Source organism: Halalkalibacillus halophilus DSM 18494 (genome assembly GCF_000423105.1).
GTDB lineage: Bacteria > Bacillota > Bacilli > Bacillales > Alkalibacillaceae > Halalkalibacillus > Halalkalibacillus halophilus.
Genome location: NZ_AUHI01000010.1, coordinates 81,934 through 104,637 on the forward strand (window position 1 = coordinate 81,934; position 22,704 = coordinate 104,637).

Sequence of the window (22,704 nt, forward strand, 5' to 3'; positions counted from 1 at the left end):
AACAATGACGATTAAACGTAGAAAAGTTTCAGTTATTGGTGCCGGTTTTACTGGTGCAACTACTGCGTTAATGACGGCACAGAAAGAACTAGCTGATGTTGTTTTAGTCGATGTTCCTGATATGGAAGATCCAACAAAGGGAAAAGCCCTGGATATGTTAGAAGCGAGTCCGGTTCAAGGATTCGACTCTTCCATTGTTGGTACATCTGATTATAAAGACACAAGTGGTTCAGATGTGGTTGTGATTACTGCAGGAATTGCTCGTAAGCCTGGCATGAGCCGTGACGATTTAGTAGCAACTAATTCTAAAATCATGAAAAGTGTTACAAAAGAAATCGTTAAGCATTCTCCAGATTGTTATATTATCGTGTTAACAAACCCTGTTGACGCGATGACTTATTCTGTTTTTCAAGAGGCTGGACTACCTAAGAATCGAGTGATTGGGCAGTCTGGAGTGTTAGACACTGCCCGTTTTCGTACATTTGTAGCACAGGAATTAAATGTATCTGTTAAAGATATTACCGGATTTGTGCTAGGAGGACATGGAGACGACATGGTACCGATGTTACGGTACTCTTTCGCTGGTGGAATTCCATTAGAAAAATTGATTTCTAAAGAACGTTTAGATGCAATAGTGGATCGCACTCGAAAAGGTGGAGGAGAAATCGTAGGATTGTTAGGCAATGGGTCTGCATATTACGCTCCAGCTGCTTCCATTACTGAGATGGTGGAAGCAATTCTTAAAGATCAACGCAGGATTCTGCCTTCCATTGCTTATCTAGAAGGGGAATATGGCTACAATGACATGTACCTAGGAGTACCAACTATTCTGGGTGGTAATGGAATTGAAGAAATTCTTGAGTTAGATTTAACAGAAGAGGAAAAAGCAAAATTAGATCAGTCAGCTGAATCCGTAAGAGACGTTATTAAGATATTAGCAGAAAACGACTAATTATCAATAGAGAAAAAGTTCGAGACATTTGTCTCGAACTTTTTCTTTTATTACCCAAAAATTCTACAAACTATGTTAAGAGTATGTAAACCTTTGTCATAAATATCTGTTATAAAATCGGATATGTTATTATTTAACTACGTTTATATGTTAGGAAGTGAGTCGATGAACCGTCTACAAAACGAAAAGTCACCTTATTTACTACAACATAAAGAAAACCCAGTGGACTGGTTTCCATGGGGGCAGGAAGCTTTTGATCGCGCGAAAGCTGAAAATAAACCGATATTCCTTAGTATAGGATATTCTACTTGTCATTGGTGCCACGTCATGGCTCACGAATCATTTGAAGACCCAGAAGTGGCAGAATTAATTAATACAGACTATATTGCAATCAAAGTCGACCGAGAAGAACGGCCGGACATTGATTCGATTTATATGAAATTAGCACAACAAATGGCTGGTCATGGTGGTTGGCCATTAAGTATATTCATGACTCCTGAACAAATTCCATTTTATGCTGGTACTTATTTTCCACCTACTAGCAAACATGGCATGCCAGGAATCAAAGATGTTCTAATCCAATTAGCCGAAACCTACCAAACAAAACCTGGACAAGTTGAAGAAGTGACTAACAATATTAAAGATGCCCTTTCCAGAACAGTAATGCAAAAAGGCAACGAACAATTAAGTAATGAGCATGTTGAGCTTGCCTTTCAAAATTTAGTTAATGATTTTGATTCGACTTATGGAGGCTTTGGGGAGGCTCCAAAGTTCCCAACTCCTCACCATATTTATTTTTTATTAAAATACCATCACATGAAAGAAGACCAACTTGCACTTAACATTGCGGAAACAACCTTACAAAAAATGGGGAAAAGTGGCCTTTATGATCATATTGGTGGAGGTTTCACACGTTATGCGACCGACCAAGCCTTTGAAGTCCCACATTTTGAAAAGATGCTATACGATAATGGTTTGTTATTAGTAGCATATAGTGAAGCTTATCAAATCACTGGGAATGAATTTTACCTAAAAATATGTGAAGAAGTAATTGAATTCCTTACTTCAGAAATGCGTTCAGATAGTGGTACTTTTTATGCTGCCATTGATGCAGATTCAGAAGGTGTCGAAGGAAAGTACTATACTTGGAGTTATCATGAAATATTCGAGGTTCTTGAAGAGGATTTAGCACATTTATTTGTACATGCTTACCAAATAACGCCAGAAGGAAATTTTCAAGGTGAAAATATTCCGCAGACATCTCTTGCAGATTTTGCAACAATTCAAACGAAGTTCCAGTTAGAAGAAACGCAGCTAAATAAAAAGTTAAACGAAGCTAAAGCTATTCTTTATCAAACTCGCCAACAAAGAACATATCCCCATGTAGACGATAAAATACTAACAAGCTGGAATGCAATGGTGATCGTTGGACTGTCTAAAGCTTCACAGGCACTTTCCAATCCATCCTATTTTCGTTTGGCGATTCAAGCAATAGAAGATCTTGAAAACAAGTTAATAGTAAATAGTCGAGTGATGGCTCGGTATCGAGATGGTGATGTGAAGCATAAAGGGTTTCTAGATGATTATGCTTATCTCGCTTGGGCATATCTTGAATTATATGAAGCCTCTTACGATTTAACTTACTTAAATAAAGCAAAGCAAATGGTGAACGCTATGATTGATTTATTTTGGGATGAGGATCATGGAGGATTCTTCTTTTATGGAAATGATGCGGAAGCTTTAATAAAAAGAGATAAAGAGTTACATGATGGAGCTACTCCTTCTGGTAATAGTGTTGCATCTTATGTCTTAACTAAATTATATGCGTTTACGGCTGAGCCTGGTTATGGGAAATGTTTGGAGGAACTACATTCAACTTTTTATAAGTTGTTATCAAAATACCCGCATGGAAGCACGTTCTTTATGCAAAGTGTGTTATTAGAAACTCATGCCACAAAAGAAGTAGTGCTATTAGGTGATCAAAATCAATTGCCACTTCATGATCTTCAAAAAACGTTTTTGCCTAATGTTTCTATTTTGGTTGCAGAAAGCGCTGATGAATTAAAACAACTTGCACCTTTTACTAAAGAATTTAATCAAAAGAATTCCCAACCTACCATTTTTGTGTGTGAAAACTTTACATGCAATATGCCATCAACCGATGTTTATAATGAAGTTTCAAATATAATTTCTTAATATATTCAGTTCTTAGGGAGGCGACTAGAATAATGAGCAAACATATTTTAGTAGTAGATGATGAACAGTCGATTACGACGTTAATTGATTATAACTTAAAGCAACAGGACTATGAAACAACCGTGTTAAATGAAGGAACACATGTAGTAGACCATGTAGTACAACATTCTCCAGATTTAATTGTGTTGGATCTTATGTTACCAGGTAAAGACGGCATGGAGATTTGTAAAGAGCTCAGGGAACTTGGTATGGATCTACCTATTATTATGCTCACAGCAAAAGGGGAAGAGGCAGATAAAATTTCTGGTTTAGATACTGGGGCAGATGATTATATGACCAAGCCTTTTAGTACCAAAGAATTAATAGCTCGTGTCAATGCCTTATTAAGAAGAAGTACCCCAAATAGTCAAACGTCGTCTTTGTCAAAAATCTCGTTCAAAGATATCACCATTTCAGAGGAAACCTATGAAGTGTTCAAAGGTGATCACCCCATTTCTTTTACGAAAAAAGAATTTGAATTGTTACTATATTTAGCGAAAGAATCACCTAAACCAGTAAAAAGAGAAGTGCTTTTACAAGATATTTGGGACTTTGATTTTATTGGAGATACTAGAATTGTTGATGTGCATATCAGTCACCTCAGAGAAAAGCTGGAAGAGGAACCTAAGAACCCAGCGTTAATTAAAACCGTCCGTGGTGTCGGCTATAAAATTGAGGGATAAATGATGAAAAATATGTTGGATAAACGGGCAATCATATTTATTGTTTTCTTTAGTGTTTTATTCATTAGCTTATTAGGAGTACTGTTTTATCAAGTAGGTAAGCACTTTATTGTTCAATCAGAGGAATCACAGCTTCAAACTTATACTCAAGCGATTGAAGAAGAAATAGAGGATGCAGAGACAGGTGATGTAGTACCGGTTCTAGAGAACTTTGAAGAAAGGTACTCCCTGGATTTCTTTTATAGTGACCAGAGTGCAGAGGAATTTTATCATACATTGACTACAAGTAACGTCTTGCTATTACGGGAGATTCGATCGCAAGGTGAAGGTCAGGAATCTTCAAAGGTTATTGAAGATCGCATAGTCTATTTTACAGAATTAAATGGTAATACACTTGCCCTTCTATCTGCTGATACTTCTATTGCTACGTATAGAACTACAATGATTTGGATAGTTATATTCTTTAGTTTATTCTCGGCAATTTTAATCATAGGGTTTGGAAATCGTCTATATGAAAGTTATGTAGAACCTGTTCGGAAAGCAACGACGACAACGAAATCGTTAGCTGACGGAGATTTTAAAGCAAGGATCCACGATGTACCATATGGGTTTGCTTCTAATCTTAGTCAATCTATTAATCAATTAGCACGTCACTTAGAGAACTTAACCTCAAAGTATGAGAATCAAAATAATCGATTAAAGACTGTAATAAACAACATGGAAAGCGGAGCATTATTAATTAATGAACATGGGATGGTCCGTTTAACGAATGAGGCATTTATTCAACAATTTAAGATTGATGCTTCGGAGATATTCGGCGAGATTTATTATGAAATCGTTCCGCATGAACCGCTTAATCAGTTAATACAGTCAGCAATTTTTACCGAAAAGAAAAAGCAAGGGACATTTGAGATAGAAGGCGGAAAATACGTTAACATTTATGTAGCACCAATAAAAGATGAAGAAAAAGAATGGAAAGGCGTCATTGTCGTCTCTCATGAAGTGACTGAAATTAAGCGACTTGAAAATATTCGTAAAGACTTTGTTGCAAATGTTTCTCATGAGCTAAGAACTCCAATTACCTCCATTCAAGGATTCGCAGAAACATTACTGGATGGGAACACGGATGATCCAGAACTAGTAGAGCAATTTCTGCTTATAATTGAAAAAGAAAGCAAGCGACTCAATTTATTAATTCAAGATTTATTACAGCTATCTGTCATCGAAAAAGACGATTTTACTCTAGATTTATCTACTTTTTCGGCACAAGAATTGATGAATCACGTCGCACAAATAATGCATGAGCAAGTGCAAGAAAAAAGCATTGATTTAAAGATTACAGTAGAATCAGATTTATTTATACAAGCAGACTATTACAGGCTACAGCAATTAATTTTGAATTTATTCTCTAATGCGATCAAGTATTCCAATCCTCAAGGCTCCATTGATTGGGAAGTATATAAGGATGAACAGGAAGTAATAATTAAGGTGGTCGATACGGGGATAGGGATGAATTCAGAAGAACAAGAACGTATCTTTGAAAGATTTTACCGTGTGGACAAAGGAAGAAGTAGAGATTCAGGTGGTACTGGCCTTGGTCTATCGATTGTTAAACATATAGTAGAAGCCCACGAAGGGAATATTGAAATAGATAGTAAAGCAGACCATGGAACAACAATTTTGATACGGATTCCTCAAGAAACCGGTAATCTTTTGTTATAATTGATAGAAAGACTTTAGAAGAGGTGTTTAACTTGTCCGATGATTTAATATTAATTGATGGAAATAGTATATTATACCGTGCGTTCTTCGCGTTACCTCTGTTGAGTAATGAACAAGGTGTACACACTAATGCAGCATTTGGATTTACTAAAATGTTATTAAAGGTATTAGAAGAAAATGACCCAAGCCATGTATTAGTAGCATTTGATGCAGGTAAAACGACATTCCGTCATGATACGTATAAGGAATATAAAGGTGGTCGTCAAAAAACACCTCCCGAGCTTTCTGAACAATTCCCAGTTGTTAGAGAGTTATTAGATGCATTTGGAATAAAACATTATGAGCTTGATCGTTTTGAAGCGGATGATATTATTGGCACTTTGGCTAAACAGGCGGATCAAAGCAAAAATAATACGATGATTATTTCAGGTGATAAGGACTTGCTACAATTGGCTACTGACCATACAACTGTAGCTTTAACCAAAAAAGGTATTACTGAAATTGAAGCTTATACCCCTTCATTTTTAGAAGAAAAAATGGGTATCACACGAGATCAAGTCATTGATTTAAAAGCATTAATGGGGGATAAATCAGATAACATTCCAGGAGTTCCAGGAGTTGGAGAAAAAACGGCGGTTAAGCTATTGAAACAGTTTGGTACCATCGAGAACTTATATGAAAATCTTGATCAAGTGAGCGGGAAAAAGTTACACGAGAATTTAACCAACCATAAAGAAGACGCTTTTATGAGTAAAGATCTTGTAACCATTAACCAAGACTCACCTATTGAAATTACCGTTGAAGATACTATATTCTCCGGATATAAAACACAGGAAGTAATTAACTTTTTCAAAGCTTATGGATTTCAATCTTTAATGAACCAAGTCGAGGGAGAAGAGGACCCAGAAGCTGCTAAGAAAAAAGAAATATCTTATCAAGTATTAGATGAGTTTGATTCAACTCTTGGTAGCGAAAAAAGTACTGTTTTAATTGCAGAAATGTTAACTGATAACTATCATGAGGCAGAGTTAATAGGGTTCTCCTTTGTAAATGAAAAAGGGAATTTTTTCTTACCAACAGAAATTGCTATCCAATCGAAAGAATTCAATTCATGGCTTAAAGACTCGGCGCAACCTAAGATTGTCGATAATCATAAAAGTATAAAAGTAGCTTTAAAATGGAGAGGGCTTGAAATTAGTGGTGTGATATTTGATTTACAATTAGCCTCTTATATTGTCAATCCATCTTCAAGTTATCACGACTTACCTTCGATTGCACATAGTCACGGACTTTTAGACGTTTCGTATGATGAAGAAATATATGGTAAAGGAGCGAAACAAAAGCTTCCTGAAGAGGGCGTCTACCATGAGCACGTAGTTAGAAAAGCAATTGTGGGTAAAGACCTTCATCAGGTCTTGGCAGAAGCACTAGGAAAGAATGAGCAAGAGAATTTATATTATGAACTGGAGATGCCACTTTCTGATATATTAGCTGACATGGAATATATCGGTGTGGCAGTAGATGTTGAACGTCTACAAGCGATGCAAGCTGATTTGAAGCAACGATTAGAAACGATAGAGAAAGAAATCCATGATCTAGCTGGTAGCACGTTTAATATAAATTCTCCTAAACAATTAGGGAAAGTTCTTTTTGAAGAGTTAAATTTACCCGTGATCAAGAAAACGAAGACGGGCTATTCCACTTCTGCAGACGTATTAGAGAAATTGGAGCACGAACATGAAGTGGTCGCAAAAATCTTATTATATAGACAACTTGGAAAGCTTCAATCTACGTATTTAGATGGTTTACTTAAAGTGGTACACGAAGATACATCGAAAATCCACACTCGTTTTAATCAAGTTCTTACCCAAACGGGACGGTTAAGTTCGATTGATCCAAATCTACAAAACATTCCAATTCGATTGGAAGAAGGTCGTAAAATTAGACAAGCATTTATTCCTTCTGAACAAGGTTGGGTTATTTTTGCCGCTGACTATTCTCAGATTGAATTACGAGTACTAGCTCATATTGCAAAGGATGAAAAACTGATTGAGGCTTTTAGAAACGAAAAGGACATTCACACACAAACAGCCATGGATGTGTTTAACGTAAAACCAGAGGAAGTTGATAGCTTAATGCGTCGTCAGGCAAAAGCAGTAAACTTCGGAATCGTTTATGGAATAAGTGATTATGGTTTAAGCCAGAGTCTTGGAATTACAAGAAAAGAAGCGAATATATTTATTGAAAAGTATTTAGAAAGTTACCCTGGTGTAAAAGAATATATGGATGAGATCGTGAAACAAGCTAAAAGAGATGGTTTTGTTGAAACGATTATGAAACGCCGACGTTATCTAGAGGATATTAACAGTCGTAATTTTAATAGAAGAAGCTTTGCAGAACGTACTGCAATGAATTCACCAATTCAAGGTAGTGCAGCCGACGTAATTAAGCAGGCAATGATTGATGTAAAACAGGCACTCAGTGAAACGAATGTGGAAGCGAATCTGCTTTTACAAGTACATGACGAATTGATATTCGAAGTTAAAAGAGATGACGTGGAGAAGTTAGAAAAGCTTATCGTTAAAGCCATGGAACAAACAGTAGAATTAGCTGTCCCATTATTAGTCGATGCTTCGTATGGAGACACATGGTATGACGCGAAGTAAGAGGAGAATTCATCAATGCCAGAATTGCCAGAAGTTGAAACAGTTAGAAGAACTTTAGAACCAATAATTACTCAAACAAAGATTGAAGAAGTCGAAATAATTTATCCTGGAATCATTAAAGAACCTGATGATCAATTTATGTTTAAACAATTATTAGAAGGTCAATCCTTTCAATCGATTAAGAGGTTAGGTAAATTTTTGTTATTTCATCTAGATGATCATGTTATGGTTTCCCATTTACGCATGGAAGGTAAATATGGTGTATTCACTGCTTTAGAACCTAAAGATTTGCATACACATATTATTTTTCATTTGAGTAATGGAAAAGAACTAAGATATAGAGATGTACGAAAATTCGGTACGATGCATTTAAAACCTAAAGGGGAAGAGTTAAACACAAAGCCGATAAATAAACTGGGTCTGGAGCCATTTAGTGAAGAATTCTCCGCTGTTTATTTAGGGAAGGCACTTCAAAAAACGCAAAGAAAAATCAAGCCTGCCTTATTAGATCAATCGATCGTTACTGGTTTGGGTAATATTTATGTAGATGAAGCATTATTTTGGAGTAATATTCATCCAGAACGGCTAGCTAATAGTTTAAGAGAACAAGAAGTAGAAAGCTTACAGGCAAACATTGTTCGTGTCTTGTCGGATGCAGTGGAGAAGGGTGGTACATCTATCCGTTCATACTTAAATTCCTTAGGAGAAATAGGAATGTTTCAGTTACAGTTAGCAGTCTATGATCAAACAGAAAAACCGTGCAAAGTATGTTCAACGCTGATTGAGAAAATAAAAGTAGGCGGAAGAGGTACTCATTTTTGCCCGAATTGTCAACTGCTTGAATAAACACAAAGGAGTGAAACCTTTCATAAGATAAATGGCAACGTCTTATGAAGGGGGCTGACCTCTTGTTCGATTTATTGTTTGTGATCTTAATTATTAGTATAGCTGTTAGTTTTGACAGCTTTTTCTTCGGACTGACGTATCGATTGCGTTCGATAAAATTAAGTAAACCAACCTACCTAGTGATTGGATTGTTTACGTCATGTAGCTTTCTATTAGGAGGTGTATTAGGTAGTGCAGCTAAGTATGTGCTTCCATTTCTATCTAATATACTTGGTGGGCTAATATTAATTGCGATCGGAATGTGGGCTCTATATCAATGGATACAAGAACAACGTGTAAAAGTACGGCATTATAAGAATGTCGAAGAAAACTTGCTAAGTATACGTAAAATCTGGGAAATCTTAAAAAAACCCCAAGTGGCAGACCATGATTACTCCGGGTCTATTAAAGGTATGGAAGCAATTGTTGTTGCCATTGCCCTTTCCATTGATTCGTTTGCGACCGGGATTGGAGCAGCATTTTTGCCTGTTCCAGTCATTATTTGTGCAATGGTAATAGGTATGACCTCCCTTGTATGCCTTCATTTAGGGTGGTTAGCAGGAGGAGTAGTAAATAAGTGCAATTGGCTTCAACCATTTGCATGTCTTCCGGGTATCATCTTAATTAGTTTAGGAATTTGGAATTTTATAAGGTAGGGGATCAAAGTGACTTTAGTAGTAGGGTTAACAGGAAGTATAGCAACAGGAAAGTCGACTATATCAGCAATGTTCAAAGAATGGGGATTCCCAGTGGTTGATGCTGATCTTATTGCAAGAGAAGTAGTGAAACCTGGTGAGAAGGCTTATCGTGCTATTGTAGATCACTTTGGAGAAGAAGTTTTAGAAGCGGACCTAACGATTAATCGCAAAGCTCTCGGTAAGAAAGTGTTTGAGAATGAAGAAGAGCGAAAAGCATTAAATGAAATCATACATCCGGAGATCCGAAGAAAAATGCTTACGGAACGAGATCAATATAAAAAGCAAAATGAAGCATTAGTCGTTATGGATATACCATTATTATTTGAAAGTGAACTCTTTGATTACGTCGATCGAGTTTTGGTTGTGTATATTTCCCCAGAGCTACAAAAACAACGACTTATAGCTCGGGATGAAAGTACAGAAGCGGAGGCATTAGAAAGAATAAACGCTCAAATCCCCGTAACGGAAAAAAGAGATCGGGCAGATGCGATCATTGATAATGGGGGTACGGTTGAGGATAGTAAACAACAATTAAAGCAGTTGTTATCAGAGTGGAATATTTATGTGACATAATTATTTAGATAATGTTTTATTTCAAATATTATCTTTTTTATTAAATATTTATTTTATTTTTCCTTAACCCATACTAAATGCGGAATACAAGGAACTATACCTGCAAAAAAGAACATGAAATTTGAAAATTATATCCGCTAGAACATTTTAATGTGTTATACTATTTTTGAGATTTTCCTAGAAAAAGTATAACACTAAATGTTGTAGGGGGTTTTTTTGTGAGTGGTACACGTGTAGCAATAAATGGGTTTGGTCGAATCGGTAGAATGGTTTTTCGCCGAGCAATGAAAGATTCTCAATTAAAAGTAATCGCAATTAACGCGAGCTATCCGGTTGAAACGTTAGCTCATTTAATTAAATATGATTCTGTTCATGGTCAATATGATGGTGAAGTGAAAGTAGAAGAAGGGAAGCTCTTTGTAGATAATCGTCCAATAAATATCGTATCGAGTCGTAACCCTGGCGACTTACCTTGGGAAAAGTTAGAAATTGATATTGTGTTAGAAGCTACTGGTAAGTTCAATGATAATAAGAAAGCTTTTGCTCATATCTCTGCTGGTGCGAAAAAAGTTATTTTAACTGCTCCGGGTAAACCTGCTGATCATACGGTTGTCATGGGAGTGAATGAAGATACATATATGTCTGGTCAACACCATGTCATATCAAATGCATCATGTACTACAAATTGTTTAGCACCAGTCGCTAAAGTGCTAGATGACAGATTCGGAATTGAAAGTGGTTTGATGACCACTGTACATGCTTTTACAAATGATCAAAATAATTTAGATAATCCGCACAAAGATTTGCGTCGTGCAAGAGGTTGTACAACATCGATTATTCCGACCTCTACAGGAGCTGCGAAAGCAATTAATGAAGTCATGCCATCACTAGAAGGCAAGTTACATGGAATGGCTCTGCGTGTTCCAACACCAAACGTGTCTTTAGTTGATTTAGTTGTCGACCTTAGAAGGGATGTAACGAAGTCTGAAGTTAACGAGGCATTTTATAAATCCATGGAAACGGATTTGAAAGGTTATTTATCCATTAATGACGATCCGCTTGTTTCTATTGATTACACGACTTCTCCTTACTCATCTATCGTAGACGGTTTATCTACAATGGTGATGCACGGAAACAAGGTGAAAATATTAGCATGGTACGACAATGAATGGGGCTATTCTTGTCGCGTTGTAGATTTAGCGAAATATGTAGGCTCAAAATTATAATAATTTTATGAGGCTGGGACAAAAGTGTCTGCGGTCATGAATATTCCGAACAAAGCTTATGAAAAGCGGATGAAATAGACGGAGACTCCTGGTCGGCTAAATTCGGTCACGTCCTGTGACCAACGCCGACACTTGAGCGTCCAGCTCTTCGCGTGAAATAGAGTTTAGGTGAGCCTCCTCGAGCAAGCTGGAGTGAACCCCGTTTATTGGACACTTTATATTTAACTAACTTGGGCATGATTCAATCGATAATGGATTGGACTCATGCCTTTTAATTTGGATTTGATCCGGTCCTCATTATAGTACTTCATATAATCGATTAGCTCGTGTTTAAATTGGTCCGCACTATCAAAGTGGGTGATATAGAGAAACTCTGACTTCATGATCCCGAAAAAATTCTCTATCACGGCGTTATCGAAACAATTGCCTTTGCGTGACATGCTTTGCGTAATGTTATGATCAGCCAAGGTTTGACGATATTGCTTCATTTGATAATGCCAACCTTGGTCGGAATGGATAAGCAGTTGGTCGTTGTCATCTAGTCGTGTTAATGCCTCATCCATCATGGTTGATACTAAAGCATAGGTTGGCCTACTATGAATCGAATAGGCGATAAGTTCACCGTTAAACAAGTCCATAATAGCGGATAGGTAGAGTTTTTCACTGCCAATCTTGAACTCTGTGATATCCGTTGCCCATTTTTGGTTAGGACGTTCCGCTGTAAAGTCACGGTCTAAAAGGTTCGGTGCCGTCTCGCCTACGCCACCTTTATAGGAACGATACTTCTTGACGCGAACAACACATTGAAGACCTAACTCACGCATCAAGCGCAACACTTTTTTATGGTTCACGTGGTAGCCTTGATTAGCTAATTCATCTCTAATTCGACGGTACCCATAACGGCCTTTGTGCTGATGGTAGATATCCGAGATGCGTTTTTTTAAGGAGGCGTCTGGGTCTGGTTGACCCATTTGATCCATCCAATAATAATAGGTGCTCTTAGGGATACCAGCTAACAATAAAAGAGCTCTGACAGGATAGGTATGCCTTAGTTCATGGATTACTTGCGCTTTGTCTTTGGTTGTGATTGTTCCTTTTTGTGAACTAAGGCGTTCAACTTTTTTAAATAATCATTTTCCATCCGTAATTGTTTCACTTCTGCTTCTAAACTTTCTTTCGATCGCTTCGAGTCGTTATGGAAAGAGTTATTTTTGGTCATGATAGGTTGCCCCTTTCGACTAGTCGAATCAAAGGCATCTTCCCCATCTTCCTCCCATTTCTTTTTCCACTTTCGCACCATGGAGATATCAGGAATTTTAAAAAACGCTGCCGTATCACGGATGGATGCCCCATCATCTTCTATACGTTTAATTACCTCTATTTTAAAGTCCCCAGGATATTTTGTATAGGGCGGTGTAAAAGCATTTTCTCCATGATAATGAACCAACTTAATCCAGTGGCGTAAGGTCGATGCGTCCATACCAACGTCATCAGCTAACTCGCGATAACTGATTCGTTCATTTAAATAACGTTCCACAACGGAATATTTAAAGCGTTTATCATACATAAACTGCACCTCCAAAAATTGAGTGTGGTGTCCAATAATTGGGGTGCAGTTCACTTTGCTCGAGGAGGCTCACCAGCTCCGCGCGGAAAGCGCAGTCTATTTCAGGAGCGAGTTAGTCGCACCGCATTTAATAGTTCGAATTTTCATGCTGGCACTTTAAGTTGTCCCAGCTTTTTTTATTTGTAATTAAAAAAACAACTCGGTTCACTCTAACCATACTGTATATCCACTATCATAAATCACGATCACAGTAACATGAACAGGCATTTATTTGTTATACTAAAAACAATAAAACAATGAAATTTCGAGAAGTAATTGAGGTGTGCTAACGATGAAGTGCCCAAACTGTGATGATAAAGGAACAAGAGTATTAGATTCCCGTCCAATTGATGAAGGGAAATCTATCCGAAGAAGAAGAGAATGCGATCAATGTAATTATCGATTTACAACTTTCGAACGAGTGGAAGAAATTCCTTTAGTTGTAGTGAAAAAAGAAGGAACTCGAGAGCAATTCAATCGCGAGAAAATCAAGCGTGGATTAATTAAATCGTGTGAGAAACGGCCAGTTTCATTAGAGCAAATAGAACAGATTGCCTTTGAAGTAGAAAGAGACTTAAGAAATCAAGGGAATTCTGAAATTAAGAGCGATGACATCGGAGAATTAATTATGGATCGATTAGCGGAAGTAGATGAAGTAGCTTATGTTAGGTTTGCTTCTGTCTACCGTCAATTTAAAGATATTAATGTCTTCATGAGTGAATTGAATGATATGATGGAACGCACTAAAAAGGATTCTTAAGTAGTTAAGGGGTGACATGATGAAGGATCGGATGAAACAATTACTACCAAATGATCGAATGAAAATTATCAAAAATGAATCCTTCTATCAAAATGCAGATACTGTATTGACACTTTTATACCAGCCTTTATTAGGTATGGAAAGCGTGGCCTTGTATCAAGCATTATGGAAAGAGTCGAATTTTCGTTCCCCGCAATCATCTTTATCACATCATCAACTTATGAGCCTTTTAAATATATCTTTAGACACCTTTTATGATGCAAGGCAACGTCTAGAGGGGTTAAATCTAATGGAAACATATAAAGAGGATGGGGCTTATACTACTTTTTATTATGTGTTGAAACGACCTGAATCAGCAGAAGGTTTTTTCAATAATCCTACACTAGCTGTTTTATTAGAACACCATGTAGGTAAAGAGGTTTTTCAGCAATTAAAGAAACGAATTAGTAACCAAGCTGTCCTACCGTCTAATGTATCAAAAGTAACCAAACGCTTTGATGAAGTGTTTACGACTTTACCTGAAGAGCATTCTAAAACAATGAATGTGGAGAAGTCAGAGGAAAAGAAAGAAGCAATAGAAACAGAATTGCCTTTAGAGTGGATGTATAAAATGTTGACGCAACAAAATGTAGAACCTAAGCATATTTTGACGAATTCAAACTTAGCATTCGTTGAAAAAATGATGAAGATCTATGATGTTGATTACGTTAGTTTAGAAAAAGCTTTGATCTGGGCAGTTACAGAAGACGGGACATTTGACAGAGATGAGTTTATTGATATGTGTAAAGATGTTTATCATAAAAAACACGGTTCTGTGCCACCTAGACTTTATCGGAAAGAGGAACAAAACTCTACACCTGTAAAAGTACAGGAGGAGCCAGTTAGTACAGACAATGCTTCTGAAGAAGGTACTTCAGAAAAGGAAACAGAATTAATTAAACATTTCCATACAATCACACACAGAGAACTTTTAGAAGATCAGTCAAGTTCAGGAATAGCTTCATTTAAAGAATTAGAAATGATTACTTCGATTATGGAAACGCATGGACTAAAGCAGCCGGTAATGAACGTCTTAGTTGACTACGTTTTAAAAAAGAATCAAAATAAATTATCGAAGAACTATATTGATACAATAGCTTCTCATTGGAGTAGAGAAAATATTTCCACTGCAAAACAAGCGATGGATATTGCCAAACGGGAGCATCATATTTATCAAACGTGGCAAGAAAAGAAGAAACAAACACAGAAAAAGAAAACAGACTCTAAAGAAGTTTTACCTAAATGGTTTAAAGAGCAACAGGAAGAAAAACGTTCAGAAGATGAAAAAAAACATGGCCCTCCATCAACCGATCAAGCGGAAGAGAACCAAGAGGAGTTAGAAGCATTTTTTAAAAGTTTTTCTCAATCGAAAAAATGAAGGGTGAGTTAAATGGAACCGATACAGTCAGCCCTGAAACAATGGTTAAAAAATAAAGAAGGGTTTCAAGCTTCCATGGAAGAAATGCGAGCGAAAGTATTAGAATCAGATCGCATCCAACAATTACTTGAAAAACACCCGGAATTAACGGATGAAGATATTTCAAAGCAATTAATGAAATTGTATGAATATAAATCCGCATCTTTAGCTTGTGAAAAGTGTGGTTCCTTAGAGAATTGTATTAATGTGATCCCTGGTTATGCACCTCAGGCACGAGTAGAAGACAGAAAAATTAAATTGATGTATCACGAATGTCCTCGCAAAGAAAAACAGCTAAAAGAACTAGAACAACAAGCATTTGTGAAAAGTTTGCACATGCCTAGAGAAATTCATGAAGCAACTTTTTCTCAGTTGCACTTAAAAGCAAATGGCCGATCCAAAGCATTAACTCATATTAGTAAGTTTTATGAGGACAGTGAAAATGGAGTCGTACCTGAAAAAGGTGCTTACTTGCACGGAAGTTTTGGTGTTGGAAAAACATATCTCTTAGCCGCATTAGCGAATGAGCTGGCAAAAAAGAAAGTGGACACGTATTTTATTTATATGCCTGAGTTTGTTAGGGAAATGAAAGCATCAATCTCTGATTCCACTATAAATGAAAAGATTGACCGCTTTAAAAGGGCAACGGTTTTGATCTTAGATGATATTGGTGCAGAATTCTTATCTCCTTGGTTTCGAGATGAAGTGTTGGGTGCCATCTTACAATTTCGAATGATGGAACGTTTACCTGTTTTCTTCACTTCGAATTACAGCTTAGATGAACTCGAATCCCTATTAGCGAAATCAGGAAAAGGTGAGTTAGATCAGTTAAAAGCTGCTCGTATTATGGAGCGAATTGAACAAGTTAGTGTAGCAATTGGTGTAGATGGTGAAAACTTTCGAAATAAATCATAATTAATTAGAAAGCAGTCTTTGTTCATGAACTGCCACTTTTATTCATAGGCTTATAGTATTTAGATGAATGAGAGAGGGATGTTGGGTGGACAAGATTGTTTTTTTAGTAAAAGACCAACAACAAGCACGAGCACTTATACCATATATACATAAACATGAAGTAGTAAGGTCAGGATTATATTTATATGTAAATGCTGGGGAATCACTTCAATTGATTAATCAGATCTATCAGTATGTTATACAGCAATGGGTTCCAAATCAAGCTAGAAAAATATTTACTGACACTTATTATTATGACCAGGCAGAGATGGAAGATCTTTTGCCGTACGTGAAAGAAGTGATAAGTTCTGCAAAACAACTTCATAGTAGCATTACCGAAACTTTGTACGAACGAGTAGTGTATTATTCTAGAGTTCTTTCTTCAGATGGGATGCTTTCTTTAAGAAAATTGGAAGAAAGACTGTTTGACTACTGGGATGCGTGGCCTGAAATTATAGGGTTTGCTATTGAATCATACCAAGGGGAAGCAACCTTCCAAGCAACCATGGATGACGCTCGAAAATTTATTCAAGCACAGCCTTTTTATTATAAAGAGGTGCACGTATTTTTAGAAAATGATTATTCCATTTACAATGAAAATGGTCAAAAAATCACAGAAGAAGAACTCGACCGGCTTCCAGTACCTTTGACTAGTTATCCTACACAGTCAACTTTATTGCAAGATCTTATCAAATTAAAACCGGAGTCTGTGGTTATACATACCTCAGAAAGTTTTTCTCATGAATTGCATGCGATTTGGTCGATTTTTGAAGAAAGAACCAAGATTATTTATAAAACAAGTTAATCCTAAAAAATGCTTGCTTTTGTCACATGTACTAGTTATAATACGTAATTATAATAATAATTAAAGCAATGATGAGGATATGATTGTATTCATTCAAGCTTTTCAGAGAAGAAAGCCAAGGCTGTGAGCTTTCTAGTGAGATGATATAATTACCACCTTTAAGCTGTTATTGTGAACGACTTTCTATTAGCGATAACCGTTTGTCAGCGATAATGACTATGACTTACTGAGTGCTGCTACTATTAGCAGAATCAGGGTGGAACCACGGGTATATTAGCTACACTCGTCCCTATTTTCGAATGAGAATTTAGGGGCGGGTGTTTTTTATTTTGTAAACACCAAAACAATAAATCAAAGGAGTGAGTATGATGTCTGAAGTAATTCAAATTACATTTCCAGATGGTAATCACAAGGAGTTTGAAAAAGGAACAACGACAGAAGAGATTGCCGGGTCGATTAGTTCCGGACTGAAAAAACAAGCATTAGCCGGAAAGTTAAACGGGGAAATGATTGACTTAAGAGCTCCTATTGAAGCAGATGGAGAAATTCAAATCATTACGTATCGCGATGAAGAAGGAACAGATGTTTTAAGACACTCTTCTGCTCACTTAATGGCTCAAGCAATCAAACGTTTATACAACAACGTAAAACTTGGAGTAGGGCCAACCATTGAAGGTGGATTTTACTATGATATAGATATGGAAGAAACAATTACACCGGAAGACCTACCGAAAATTGAAAAAGAAATGAAAAGAATTGTAGATGAAGCATTAGAAGTAAAACGTGTGGAATTATCTAGAGAAGAGGCAAAGGATCGCTACCGTGAAATCGGTGATGATCTAAAGTTAGAGTTAATCGACGATATTCCAGAAGGAGAATCGATTTCCTTTTATGAGCAAGGTGAGTTTTTTGACCTTTGTCGAGGGGTTCATGTGCCTCATACTGGTAAGATTAAAGTCTTTAAGTTGTTAAATATCTCAGGGGCTTATTGGAGAGGCGATAGTGACAATAAAATGTTACAACGTGTCTACGGAACTGCTTTTGAGAAAAAAGATCAGCTAGATGAGCATTTACGCTTATTAGAAGAAGCAAAAGAACGTGATCATCGTAAACTTGGAAAAGAACTTGATATCTTTACCGTTTCACAAAAAGTTGGCCAAGGGTTACCGTTATGGCTACCTAAAGGGGCTACTATTCGTCGTACGATTGAACGTTATATCGTCGACATTGAAGAACGTTTAGGCTATGACCATGTTTACACTCCAGTACTCGGAAGTGTGGACCTTTATAAGACAAGTGGTCACTGGGATCATTATCAAGACGATATGTTTCCGGTTATGGAGATGGATAATGAGGACCTAGTACTTCGTCCGATGAACTGCCCGCACCATATGATGGTTTATAAAAACCAATTATATAGCTACCGTCATCTACCCGTTCGAATTGCTGAACTAGGAACAATGCATCGTCATGAAATGTCTGGAGCACTAGCTGGGCTACAGCGTGTACGAGGAATGACTTTAAATGATGCTCACATTTTTGCTCGTCCAGATCAATTAAAAGAGGAATTTATACGAGTGGTTGAGCTTATTCAAAACGTGTATAAGGATTTCGGTATTCATGATTATTACTTCCGTTTATCTTATCGTGACCCAGAAGATAATGAAAAATATGTGGATAACGATGAAATGTGGAATAAAGCAGAAGCATTATTAAAGGATACAATGGAAGAGTTGGATGTAGAATATGTGGAAGCAACAGGTGAAGCGGCATTTTATGGTCCAAAATTAGATGTACAGGTTAAAACAGCTTTAGGAAAAGACGAAACCATGTCAACTGTGCAACTAGACTTTCATTTACCTGAACGCTTTGATTTAACTTATATTGGTGAAGATGGCAAAGAACATCGTCCGGTAGTTATTCACCGTGGTGTTGTTGGAACGATGGAACGTTTTGTTGCATTTTTAATTGAAGAATATAAAGGTGCGTTCCCTACGTGGTTAGCTCCAGAACAAGTCAGGATTATACCAGTATCACTAGATGCTCACATGGATTATGCTAAAAAGGTAGAAGATGAATTAAGAAAAGCAGGAATTCGTGTAGATTTAGATTTACGAGATGAGAAATTGGGTTATAAGATTCGTGAATCACAAACACAAAAGATACCATACTCTATTGTTTTAGGTGATCACGAACAAGAAGAGCTAGCAGTGAACATTCGTAAATATGGGGATAAGGATAGTACTACTGAAAGTTTATCCAATTTTGTGAGTGGGCTCATTGACGAGATTAGTGCACGTAAGTTATGATAAGTAGCGGTTGTGCTTTTGCACAGCCGCTTTCTGATGTTGAAAGCTATACGGGGGTAACAATAGATTCATTGTTACCAGCTTTTTAAACATGTTGACAAAGCAATGATTTATAGGTATACTTCTTTAAGTAAACTTAATAAGGCAGAATTATGACAAGTAGAAGCACCCGCTTCTCACCTGATTGACGCAAAAAGCAGTTGACAGGTTCATATATTTTCTTTTATACGTCTAAATCGTATAATGTGTGGAAATGTAGTGTGGGTGCAGAATGTGTACCGACGCTTTTTTTATGCGAATAAATGAAAGCTTGTCGAGGACGCCTGAAATTTTTGAACAAACCATGGAGGTGGCTCACTATTAGCAGAGATATGAATGTTAATGAGGGTATTAGAGCAAAAGAATTGAGACTCATTGACGTCAATGGTGATCAATTAGGAGTTAAAACGCGCCAAGAAGCTTTGGATATCGCAGAGAATGCGAACTTAGACTTAGTCTTAGTGGCACCAAATGCGAAACCGCCTGTAGGAAAGATTATGGACTACGGGAAATACCGCTTCGAACAACAGAAGAAAGAAAAAGAAGCGCGTAAAAAGCAAAAAATCGTTAACGTAAAAGAAGTACGTTTAACTCCAGTAATTGAAGAACATGACTTTAATACGAAGTTACGTAATGCACACAAGTTCTTAAAAAATGGCGACAAGGTGAAAGTAAGTGTTCGTTTCCGCGGACGTGCAATCACGCATAAAGAATTAGGCCAAAAAGTACTTGAGCGCTTTGCAGATGGATGTACAGAGCATGCTACTATTGAAACAAAACCGAAGATGGAAGGGCGTAACATGTTCTTAATGCTCGCACCTAAAGTCGAAAAATAAGGTTTCAAACGACATTAAACAAGGAGGACTTCATTATGCCAAAAATGAAAACGCACAAAAGTTCACAAAAGCGTTTCAGCAAGACTGGATCTGGAAAATTCAAACGCTCTCATGCGTTCACAAGCCACTTATTCCGTAACAAAACGAAAAGCCAAAAGCGTCGTTTAGCGAAAAGTGGAATGGTTTCAAAAGCTGACGAAGGTCGTCTAAAGAAACTTTTACCTTACAAATAAAGAAGATAGATAAATTTTAAGATTGAAAAACAGGAGGGATTCCCATGCCACGTGTTAAAGGTGGAACAGTTACACGTCAACGTCGTCGTCGTACGTTGAAACTAGCAAAAGGGTATTATGGTTCGAAGAGAACTTTATTTAAAACAGCGAAACAACAAGTAATGAAATCAGGTCAGTATGCATACCGTGACCGTCGTCAAAAGAAACGTGACTTCCGTAAATTATGGATCGCACGTATCAATGCGGCTGCACGTATGAATGACATTTCATATAGCCGTCTAATGCACGGATTAAAACTTGCCGGAATTGATGTTAACCGTAAAATGCTAGCTGAACTGGCAGTTAACGATGAGCAAGGATTTGCTGAATTAGCAGGAAAAGCAAAATCAGCACTTAAATAATAACCTAAATGAACACCTTCTCTATTCGGGAAGGTGTTTTTTTGAATTTATCTTTGATTGGGAAATAGAGAATTGTGGATATAGTTGAACTTTTCTTCATAAATGTAAACAATTGTGGATATAAAGTTGAGTTTCTTTTAAGCCCCCTTAATACCTTGGACAAATTTTAGGGTTCAGAATACACTTAAAATAAGACGTATTCTCGTCCTAAAAGAAGGGTGGTGAGAAGATGGCTAAAAGGAAAATTGATGTTATTGAAAACGTGAAAAAGAAGTATGTTCGTATTGCCCTTGAAACCATGCAGTATTCTTCAACGGCTAAGTCTGCAGGAATCTGTGTGGACACACTTCGAAATTGGATTAAAGAATATGAAACGGAAGTTCGCGATGAAATGGAACGTGAAGGTGTGAAGTTATTAGACGGCGAATGGACTACTCAAGACTATAAAGAGCGTTTTGAAGAGGCGATGAGCCTTCTTGGAAAAAAAGAACTAGAACTAGCCATACTACGTGACGAATTAAAAAAAAAGAGTTAAATCCAAATGAAGACTATCGAGCCATGATCGTTGATGAATGGCGCACAGAAGGATTTGCGGTCAGTCGACTATTAAAAATACTAGAACTGCCTCGGTCAACCTACTACCGAAGCAAATCTGCTTCTGTTGAGAAAGAAACGCTGAAGAGAGGACGACCCGTTCCAGGATTCTCAAAAACATTCGATGGAACGATTGTACCAGATGCCTTCATTGAAGATTTGCTTATGGAATTCGCTGAGCATGATTGGTATGGCGCATTAGGATACCGCAAATGGGTTGCGCTTTTGCGAGACCGGCACAATATCCAGATTAATCATAAAAAAGGATTTCGAATCTGTGATGAACTGAATATCTTAAAACCAAAATATGAGCGCAAATCTAAACATCCTAGGAAATTAGCGATAAAGCATCAGATTAGTCAGTCCAATCAGCTATGGCAAATGGATATCAAATACGGCAAGATTGCACATTCACCACGCTTCGTATTTGTCTGTAGTGTTATCGATGTATTTGACCGATCTATTGTAGGTTCATACATGGGACCCAGTTGCCGGGCAAAGGATGTCACCCTGATGATGACTAAAGCATTGATTCGCAGAAAGATTCACTTTAAACCACCGAATGACAACCTTATTATCCGAACGGATAATGGGCCTCAGTTTGTGAGCGAACATTTTGGTGATTATTGTGTAAACCGAGACTTATATCATGAACGAATTCCACCACGTACGCCTGATATGAATGCTTATATTGAATCTTATTTTAGCCGTTTACAGGCTGAGTGTTTCGATCGACATCCATTCCATCTATACGACGAAGCCTATCACTATATAAATGAATTCACCGATTTCTATAATTACGATCGACCCCATGGCAGTCTAAAGAATTTATCTCCAGATGTTTTTTATGAGCGTTGGAGAGCGGGGCATATAACACAAGAACCCCTTTCGATTTGACACTAGAAAGGAACTTGATAAGGAGAGGGAGAGGTGATAGCCTAGAGAGCTGCCGAAATATTCAACTCGGTCTTTCGGAGCAAATCGCCTCTCCAGAGGCTCCTTGTCAAGTTCATTGGACTCTAAAAAGAAGCAAACTTAAGCAATTCTAAGTTTGGGTGGGAAAAACCAATA

At 37.2% G+C, this 22,704-nt stretch carries 20 protein-coding genes and 2 other annotated features; of the genes, 19 read left to right on the forward strand and 1 reads right to left on the reverse strand.

The genetic code is table 11. The features are described 5' to 3' along the window. The first annotated feature begins 4 nt into the window (after positions 1 to 4). The 9 genes from mdh to G532_RS0107710 all read left to right on the forward strand — a co-directional run bounded on the left by mdh (position 5) and on the right by G532_RS0107710 (position 11,640). Positions 5 to 952 carry a malate dehydrogenase gene (gene mdh / locus G532_RS0107670; protein WP_027964276.1) on the forward strand — a complete coding sequence of 316 codons (948 nt, stop codon included), beginning with the start codon at positions 5 to 7 and terminating at the stop codon, positions 950 to 952. Between the two features lie 165 nt (positions 953 to 1,117). Next, positions 1,118 to 3,148, forward strand: coding sequence for a thioredoxin domain-containing protein (locus G532_RS0107675; protein ID WP_245570123.1), 2,031 nt, complete (start codon positions 1,118 to 1,120; stop codon positions 3,146 to 3,148). Positions 3,149 to 3,180: 32 nt separating this feature from the next. Next, entirely contained in the window at positions 3,181 to 3,870 is a 690-nt protein-coding gene (locus G532_RS0107680; protein WP_027964278.1) for a response regulator transcription factor, read from the forward strand. A gap of 3 nt (positions 3,871 to 3,873) precedes the next feature. Next, positions 3,874 to 5,592: a two-component system histidine kinase PnpS gene (gene pnpS, locus G532_RS14995; protein ID WP_169513902.1), complete on the forward strand. Its 1,719-nt coding sequence runs from the start codon at positions 3,874 to 3,876 to the stop codon at positions 5,590 to 5,592. A 32-nt stretch (positions 5,593 to 5,624) separates the two neighbouring features. Next, positions 5,625 to 8,258, forward strand: a complete 2,634-nt coding sequence (gene polA, locus G532_RS0107690) for a DNA polymerase I (protein WP_027964279.1) — start codon at positions 5,625 to 5,627, stop codon at positions 8,256 to 8,258. A gap of 15 nt (positions 8,259 to 8,273) precedes the next feature. After that, complete coding sequence (gene mutM, locus G532_RS0107695) at positions 8,274 to 9,104, forward strand: DNA-formamidopyrimidine glycosylase (protein ID WP_027964280.1); 831 nt, start codon at positions 8,274 to 8,276, stop codon at positions 9,102 to 9,104. 62 nt (positions 9,105 to 9,166) lie between these two features. Continuing rightward, a complete protein-coding gene (ytaF, locus tag G532_RS0107700) occupies positions 9,167 to 9,799 on the forward strand; it encodes a sporulation membrane protein YtaF (protein ID WP_027964281.1) in 633 nt (210 codons plus the stop codon). 9 nt (positions 9,800 to 9,808) lie between these two features. Beyond that, a complete protein-coding gene (gene coaE / locus G532_RS0107705; protein ID WP_027964282.1) occupies positions 9,809 to 10,414 on the forward strand; it encodes a dephospho-CoA kinase in 606 nt (201 codons plus the stop codon). 218 nt (positions 10,415 to 10,632) lie between these two features. Continuing rightward, on the forward strand, positions 10,633 to 11,640 hold the full coding sequence (locus G532_RS0107710) for a glyceraldehyde-3-phosphate dehydrogenase (RefSeq protein ID WP_027964283.1): 1,008 nt from the start codon (positions 10,633 to 10,635) through the stop codon (positions 11,638 to 11,640). A 221-nt stretch (positions 11,641 to 11,861) separates the two neighbouring features. On the opposite strand, the gene G532_RS15840 is transcribed toward G532_RS0107710, so the two are convergent. After that, positions 11,862 to 13,207 (reverse strand): IS3 family transposase gene (locus G532_RS15840; protein ID WP_245570124.1). Its coding sequence is split into 2 segments (ribosomal slippage): positions 11,862 to 12,766 and positions 12,766 to 13,207, totalling 1,347 coding nucleotides; the frame shifts between segments, so codons are not numbered across the junction. Positions 13,208 to 13,538: 331 nt separating this feature from the next. On the opposite strand from G532_RS15840, the gene nrdR reads away from it, so the two are divergent. The 10 genes from nrdR (at position 13,539) to G532_RS0107770 (ending at position 22,530) form a co-directional block, all read left to right on the forward strand. Next, positions 13,539 to 14,006 carry a transcriptional regulator NrdR gene (nrdR, locus tag G532_RS0107725; RefSeq protein WP_027964286.1) on the forward strand — a complete coding sequence of 156 codons (468 nt, stop codon included), beginning with the start codon at positions 13,539 to 13,541 and terminating at the stop codon, positions 14,004 to 14,006. A gap of 19 nt (positions 14,007 to 14,025) precedes the next feature. After that, positions 14,026 to 15,423, forward strand: coding sequence for a replication initiation and membrane attachment family protein (locus tag G532_RS0107730; protein WP_027964287.1), 1,398 nt, complete (start codon positions 14,026 to 14,028; stop codon positions 15,421 to 15,423). 12 nt (positions 15,424 to 15,435) lie between these two features. Further along, entirely contained in the window at positions 15,436 to 16,377 is a 942-nt protein-coding gene (gene dnaI, locus G532_RS0107735) for a primosomal protein DnaI (RefSeq protein ID WP_027964288.1), read from the forward strand. 85 nt (positions 16,378 to 16,462) lie between these two features. Continuing rightward, complete coding sequence (ytxC, locus tag G532_RS0107740; protein ID WP_027964289.1) at positions 16,463 to 17,221, forward strand: sporulation protein YtxC; 759 nt, start codon at positions 16,463 to 16,465, stop codon at positions 17,219 to 17,221. Positions 17,222 to 17,280: 59 nt separating this feature from the next. Continuing rightward, positions 17,281 to 17,515: a binding site (T-box leader), on the forward strand. Positions 17,516 to 17,589: 74 nt separating this feature from the next. Beyond that, positions 17,590 to 19,530 (forward strand): threonine--tRNA ligase, encoded by a 1,941-nt coding sequence (thrS, locus tag G532_RS0107745; protein ID WP_027964290.1) that lies wholly within the window; start codon positions 17,590 to 17,592, stop codon positions 19,528 to 19,530. 151 nt (positions 19,531 to 19,681) lie between these two features. Next, positions 19,682 to 19,827: a sequence feature (ribosomal protein L20 leader region), on the forward strand. A gap of 74 nt (positions 19,828 to 19,901) precedes the next feature. Continuing rightward, positions 19,902 to 20,405 (forward strand): translation initiation factor IF-3, encoded by a 504-nt coding sequence (infC, locus tag G532_RS0107750; protein WP_027964291.1) that lies wholly within the window; start codon positions 19,902 to 19,904, stop codon positions 20,403 to 20,405. 35 nt (positions 20,406 to 20,440) lie between these two features. Beyond that, positions 20,441 to 20,638 (forward strand): 50S ribosomal protein L35, encoded by a 198-nt coding sequence (rpmI, locus tag G532_RS0107755; protein WP_027964292.1) that lies wholly within the window; start codon positions 20,441 to 20,443, stop codon positions 20,636 to 20,638. Between the two features lie 44 nt (positions 20,639 to 20,682). Beyond that, positions 20,683 to 21,039, forward strand: a complete 357-nt coding sequence (gene rplT, locus G532_RS0107760; RefSeq protein WP_027964293.1) for a 50S ribosomal protein L20 — start codon at positions 20,683 to 20,685, stop codon at positions 21,037 to 21,039. Between the two features lie 229 nt (positions 21,040 to 21,268). Then, entirely contained in the window at positions 21,269 to 21,574 is a 306-nt protein-coding gene (locus tag G532_RS0107765; RefSeq protein ID WP_027963579.1) for a hypothetical protein, read from the forward strand. A 23-nt stretch (positions 21,575 to 21,597) separates the two neighbouring features. Further along, positions 21,598 to 22,530, forward strand: a complete 933-nt coding sequence (locus tag G532_RS0107770) for an IS3 family transposase (RefSeq protein WP_035512764.1) — start codon at positions 21,598 to 21,600, stop codon at positions 22,528 to 22,530. Positions 22,531 to 22,704 lie beyond the last annotated feature (174 nt).

What these genes read in the sequence shown, in the direction of transcription:
- mdh (WP_027964276.1), top strand. Translation starts at nt 5, where the DNA reads ATGACGATTAAACGTAGAAAAGTTTCAGTTATTGGTGCCGGTTTTACT.
- G532_RS0107675 (WP_245570123.1), top strand. Translation starts at nt 1,118, where the DNA reads ATGAACCGTCTACAAAACGAAAAGTCACCTTATTTACTACAACATAAA.
- G532_RS0107680 (WP_027964278.1), top strand. Translation starts at nt 3,181, where the DNA reads ATGAGCAAACATATTTTAGTAGTAGATGATGAACAGTCGATTACGACG.
- pnpS (WP_169513902.1), top strand. Translation starts at nt 3,874, where the DNA reads ATGAAAAATATGTTGGATAAACGGGCAATCATATTTATTGTTTTCTTT.
- mutM (WP_027964280.1), top strand. Translation starts at nt 8,274, where the DNA reads ATGCCAGAATTGCCAGAAGTTGAAACAGTTAGAAGAACTTTAGAACCA.
- nrdR (WP_027964286.1), top strand. Translation starts at nt 13,539, where the DNA reads ATGAAGTGCCCAAACTGTGATGATAAAGGAACAAGAGTATTAGATTCC.
- G532_RS0107730 (WP_027964287.1), top strand. Translation starts at nt 14,026, where the DNA reads ATGAAGGATCGGATGAAACAATTACTACCAAATGATCGAATGAAAATT.
- dnaI (WP_027964288.1), top strand. Translation starts at nt 15,436, where the DNA reads ATGGAACCGATACAGTCAGCCCTGAAACAATGGTTAAAAAATAAAGAA.
- thrS (WP_027964290.1), top strand. Translation starts at nt 17,590, where the DNA reads ATGTCTGAAGTAATTCAAATTACATTTCCAGATGGTAATCACAAGGAG.
- infC (WP_027964291.1), top strand. Translation starts at nt 19,902, where the DNA reads ATGAATGTTAATGAGGGTATTAGAGCAAAAGAATTGAGACTCATTGAC.
- rpmI (WP_027964292.1), top strand. Translation starts at nt 20,441, where the DNA reads ATGCCAAAAATGAAAACGCACAAAAGTTCACAAAAGCGTTTCAGCAAG.
- rplT (WP_027964293.1), top strand. Translation starts at nt 20,683, where the DNA reads ATGCCACGTGTTAAAGGTGGAACAGTTACACGTCAACGTCGTCGTCGT.
- G532_RS0107765 (WP_027963579.1), top strand. Translation starts at nt 21,269, where the DNA reads ATGGCTAAAAGGAAAATTGATGTTATTGAAAACGTGAAAAAGAAGTAT.
- G532_RS0107770 (WP_035512764.1), top strand. Translation starts at nt 21,598, where the DNA reads ATGATCGTTGATGAATGGCGCACAGAAGGATTTGCGGTCAGTCGACTA.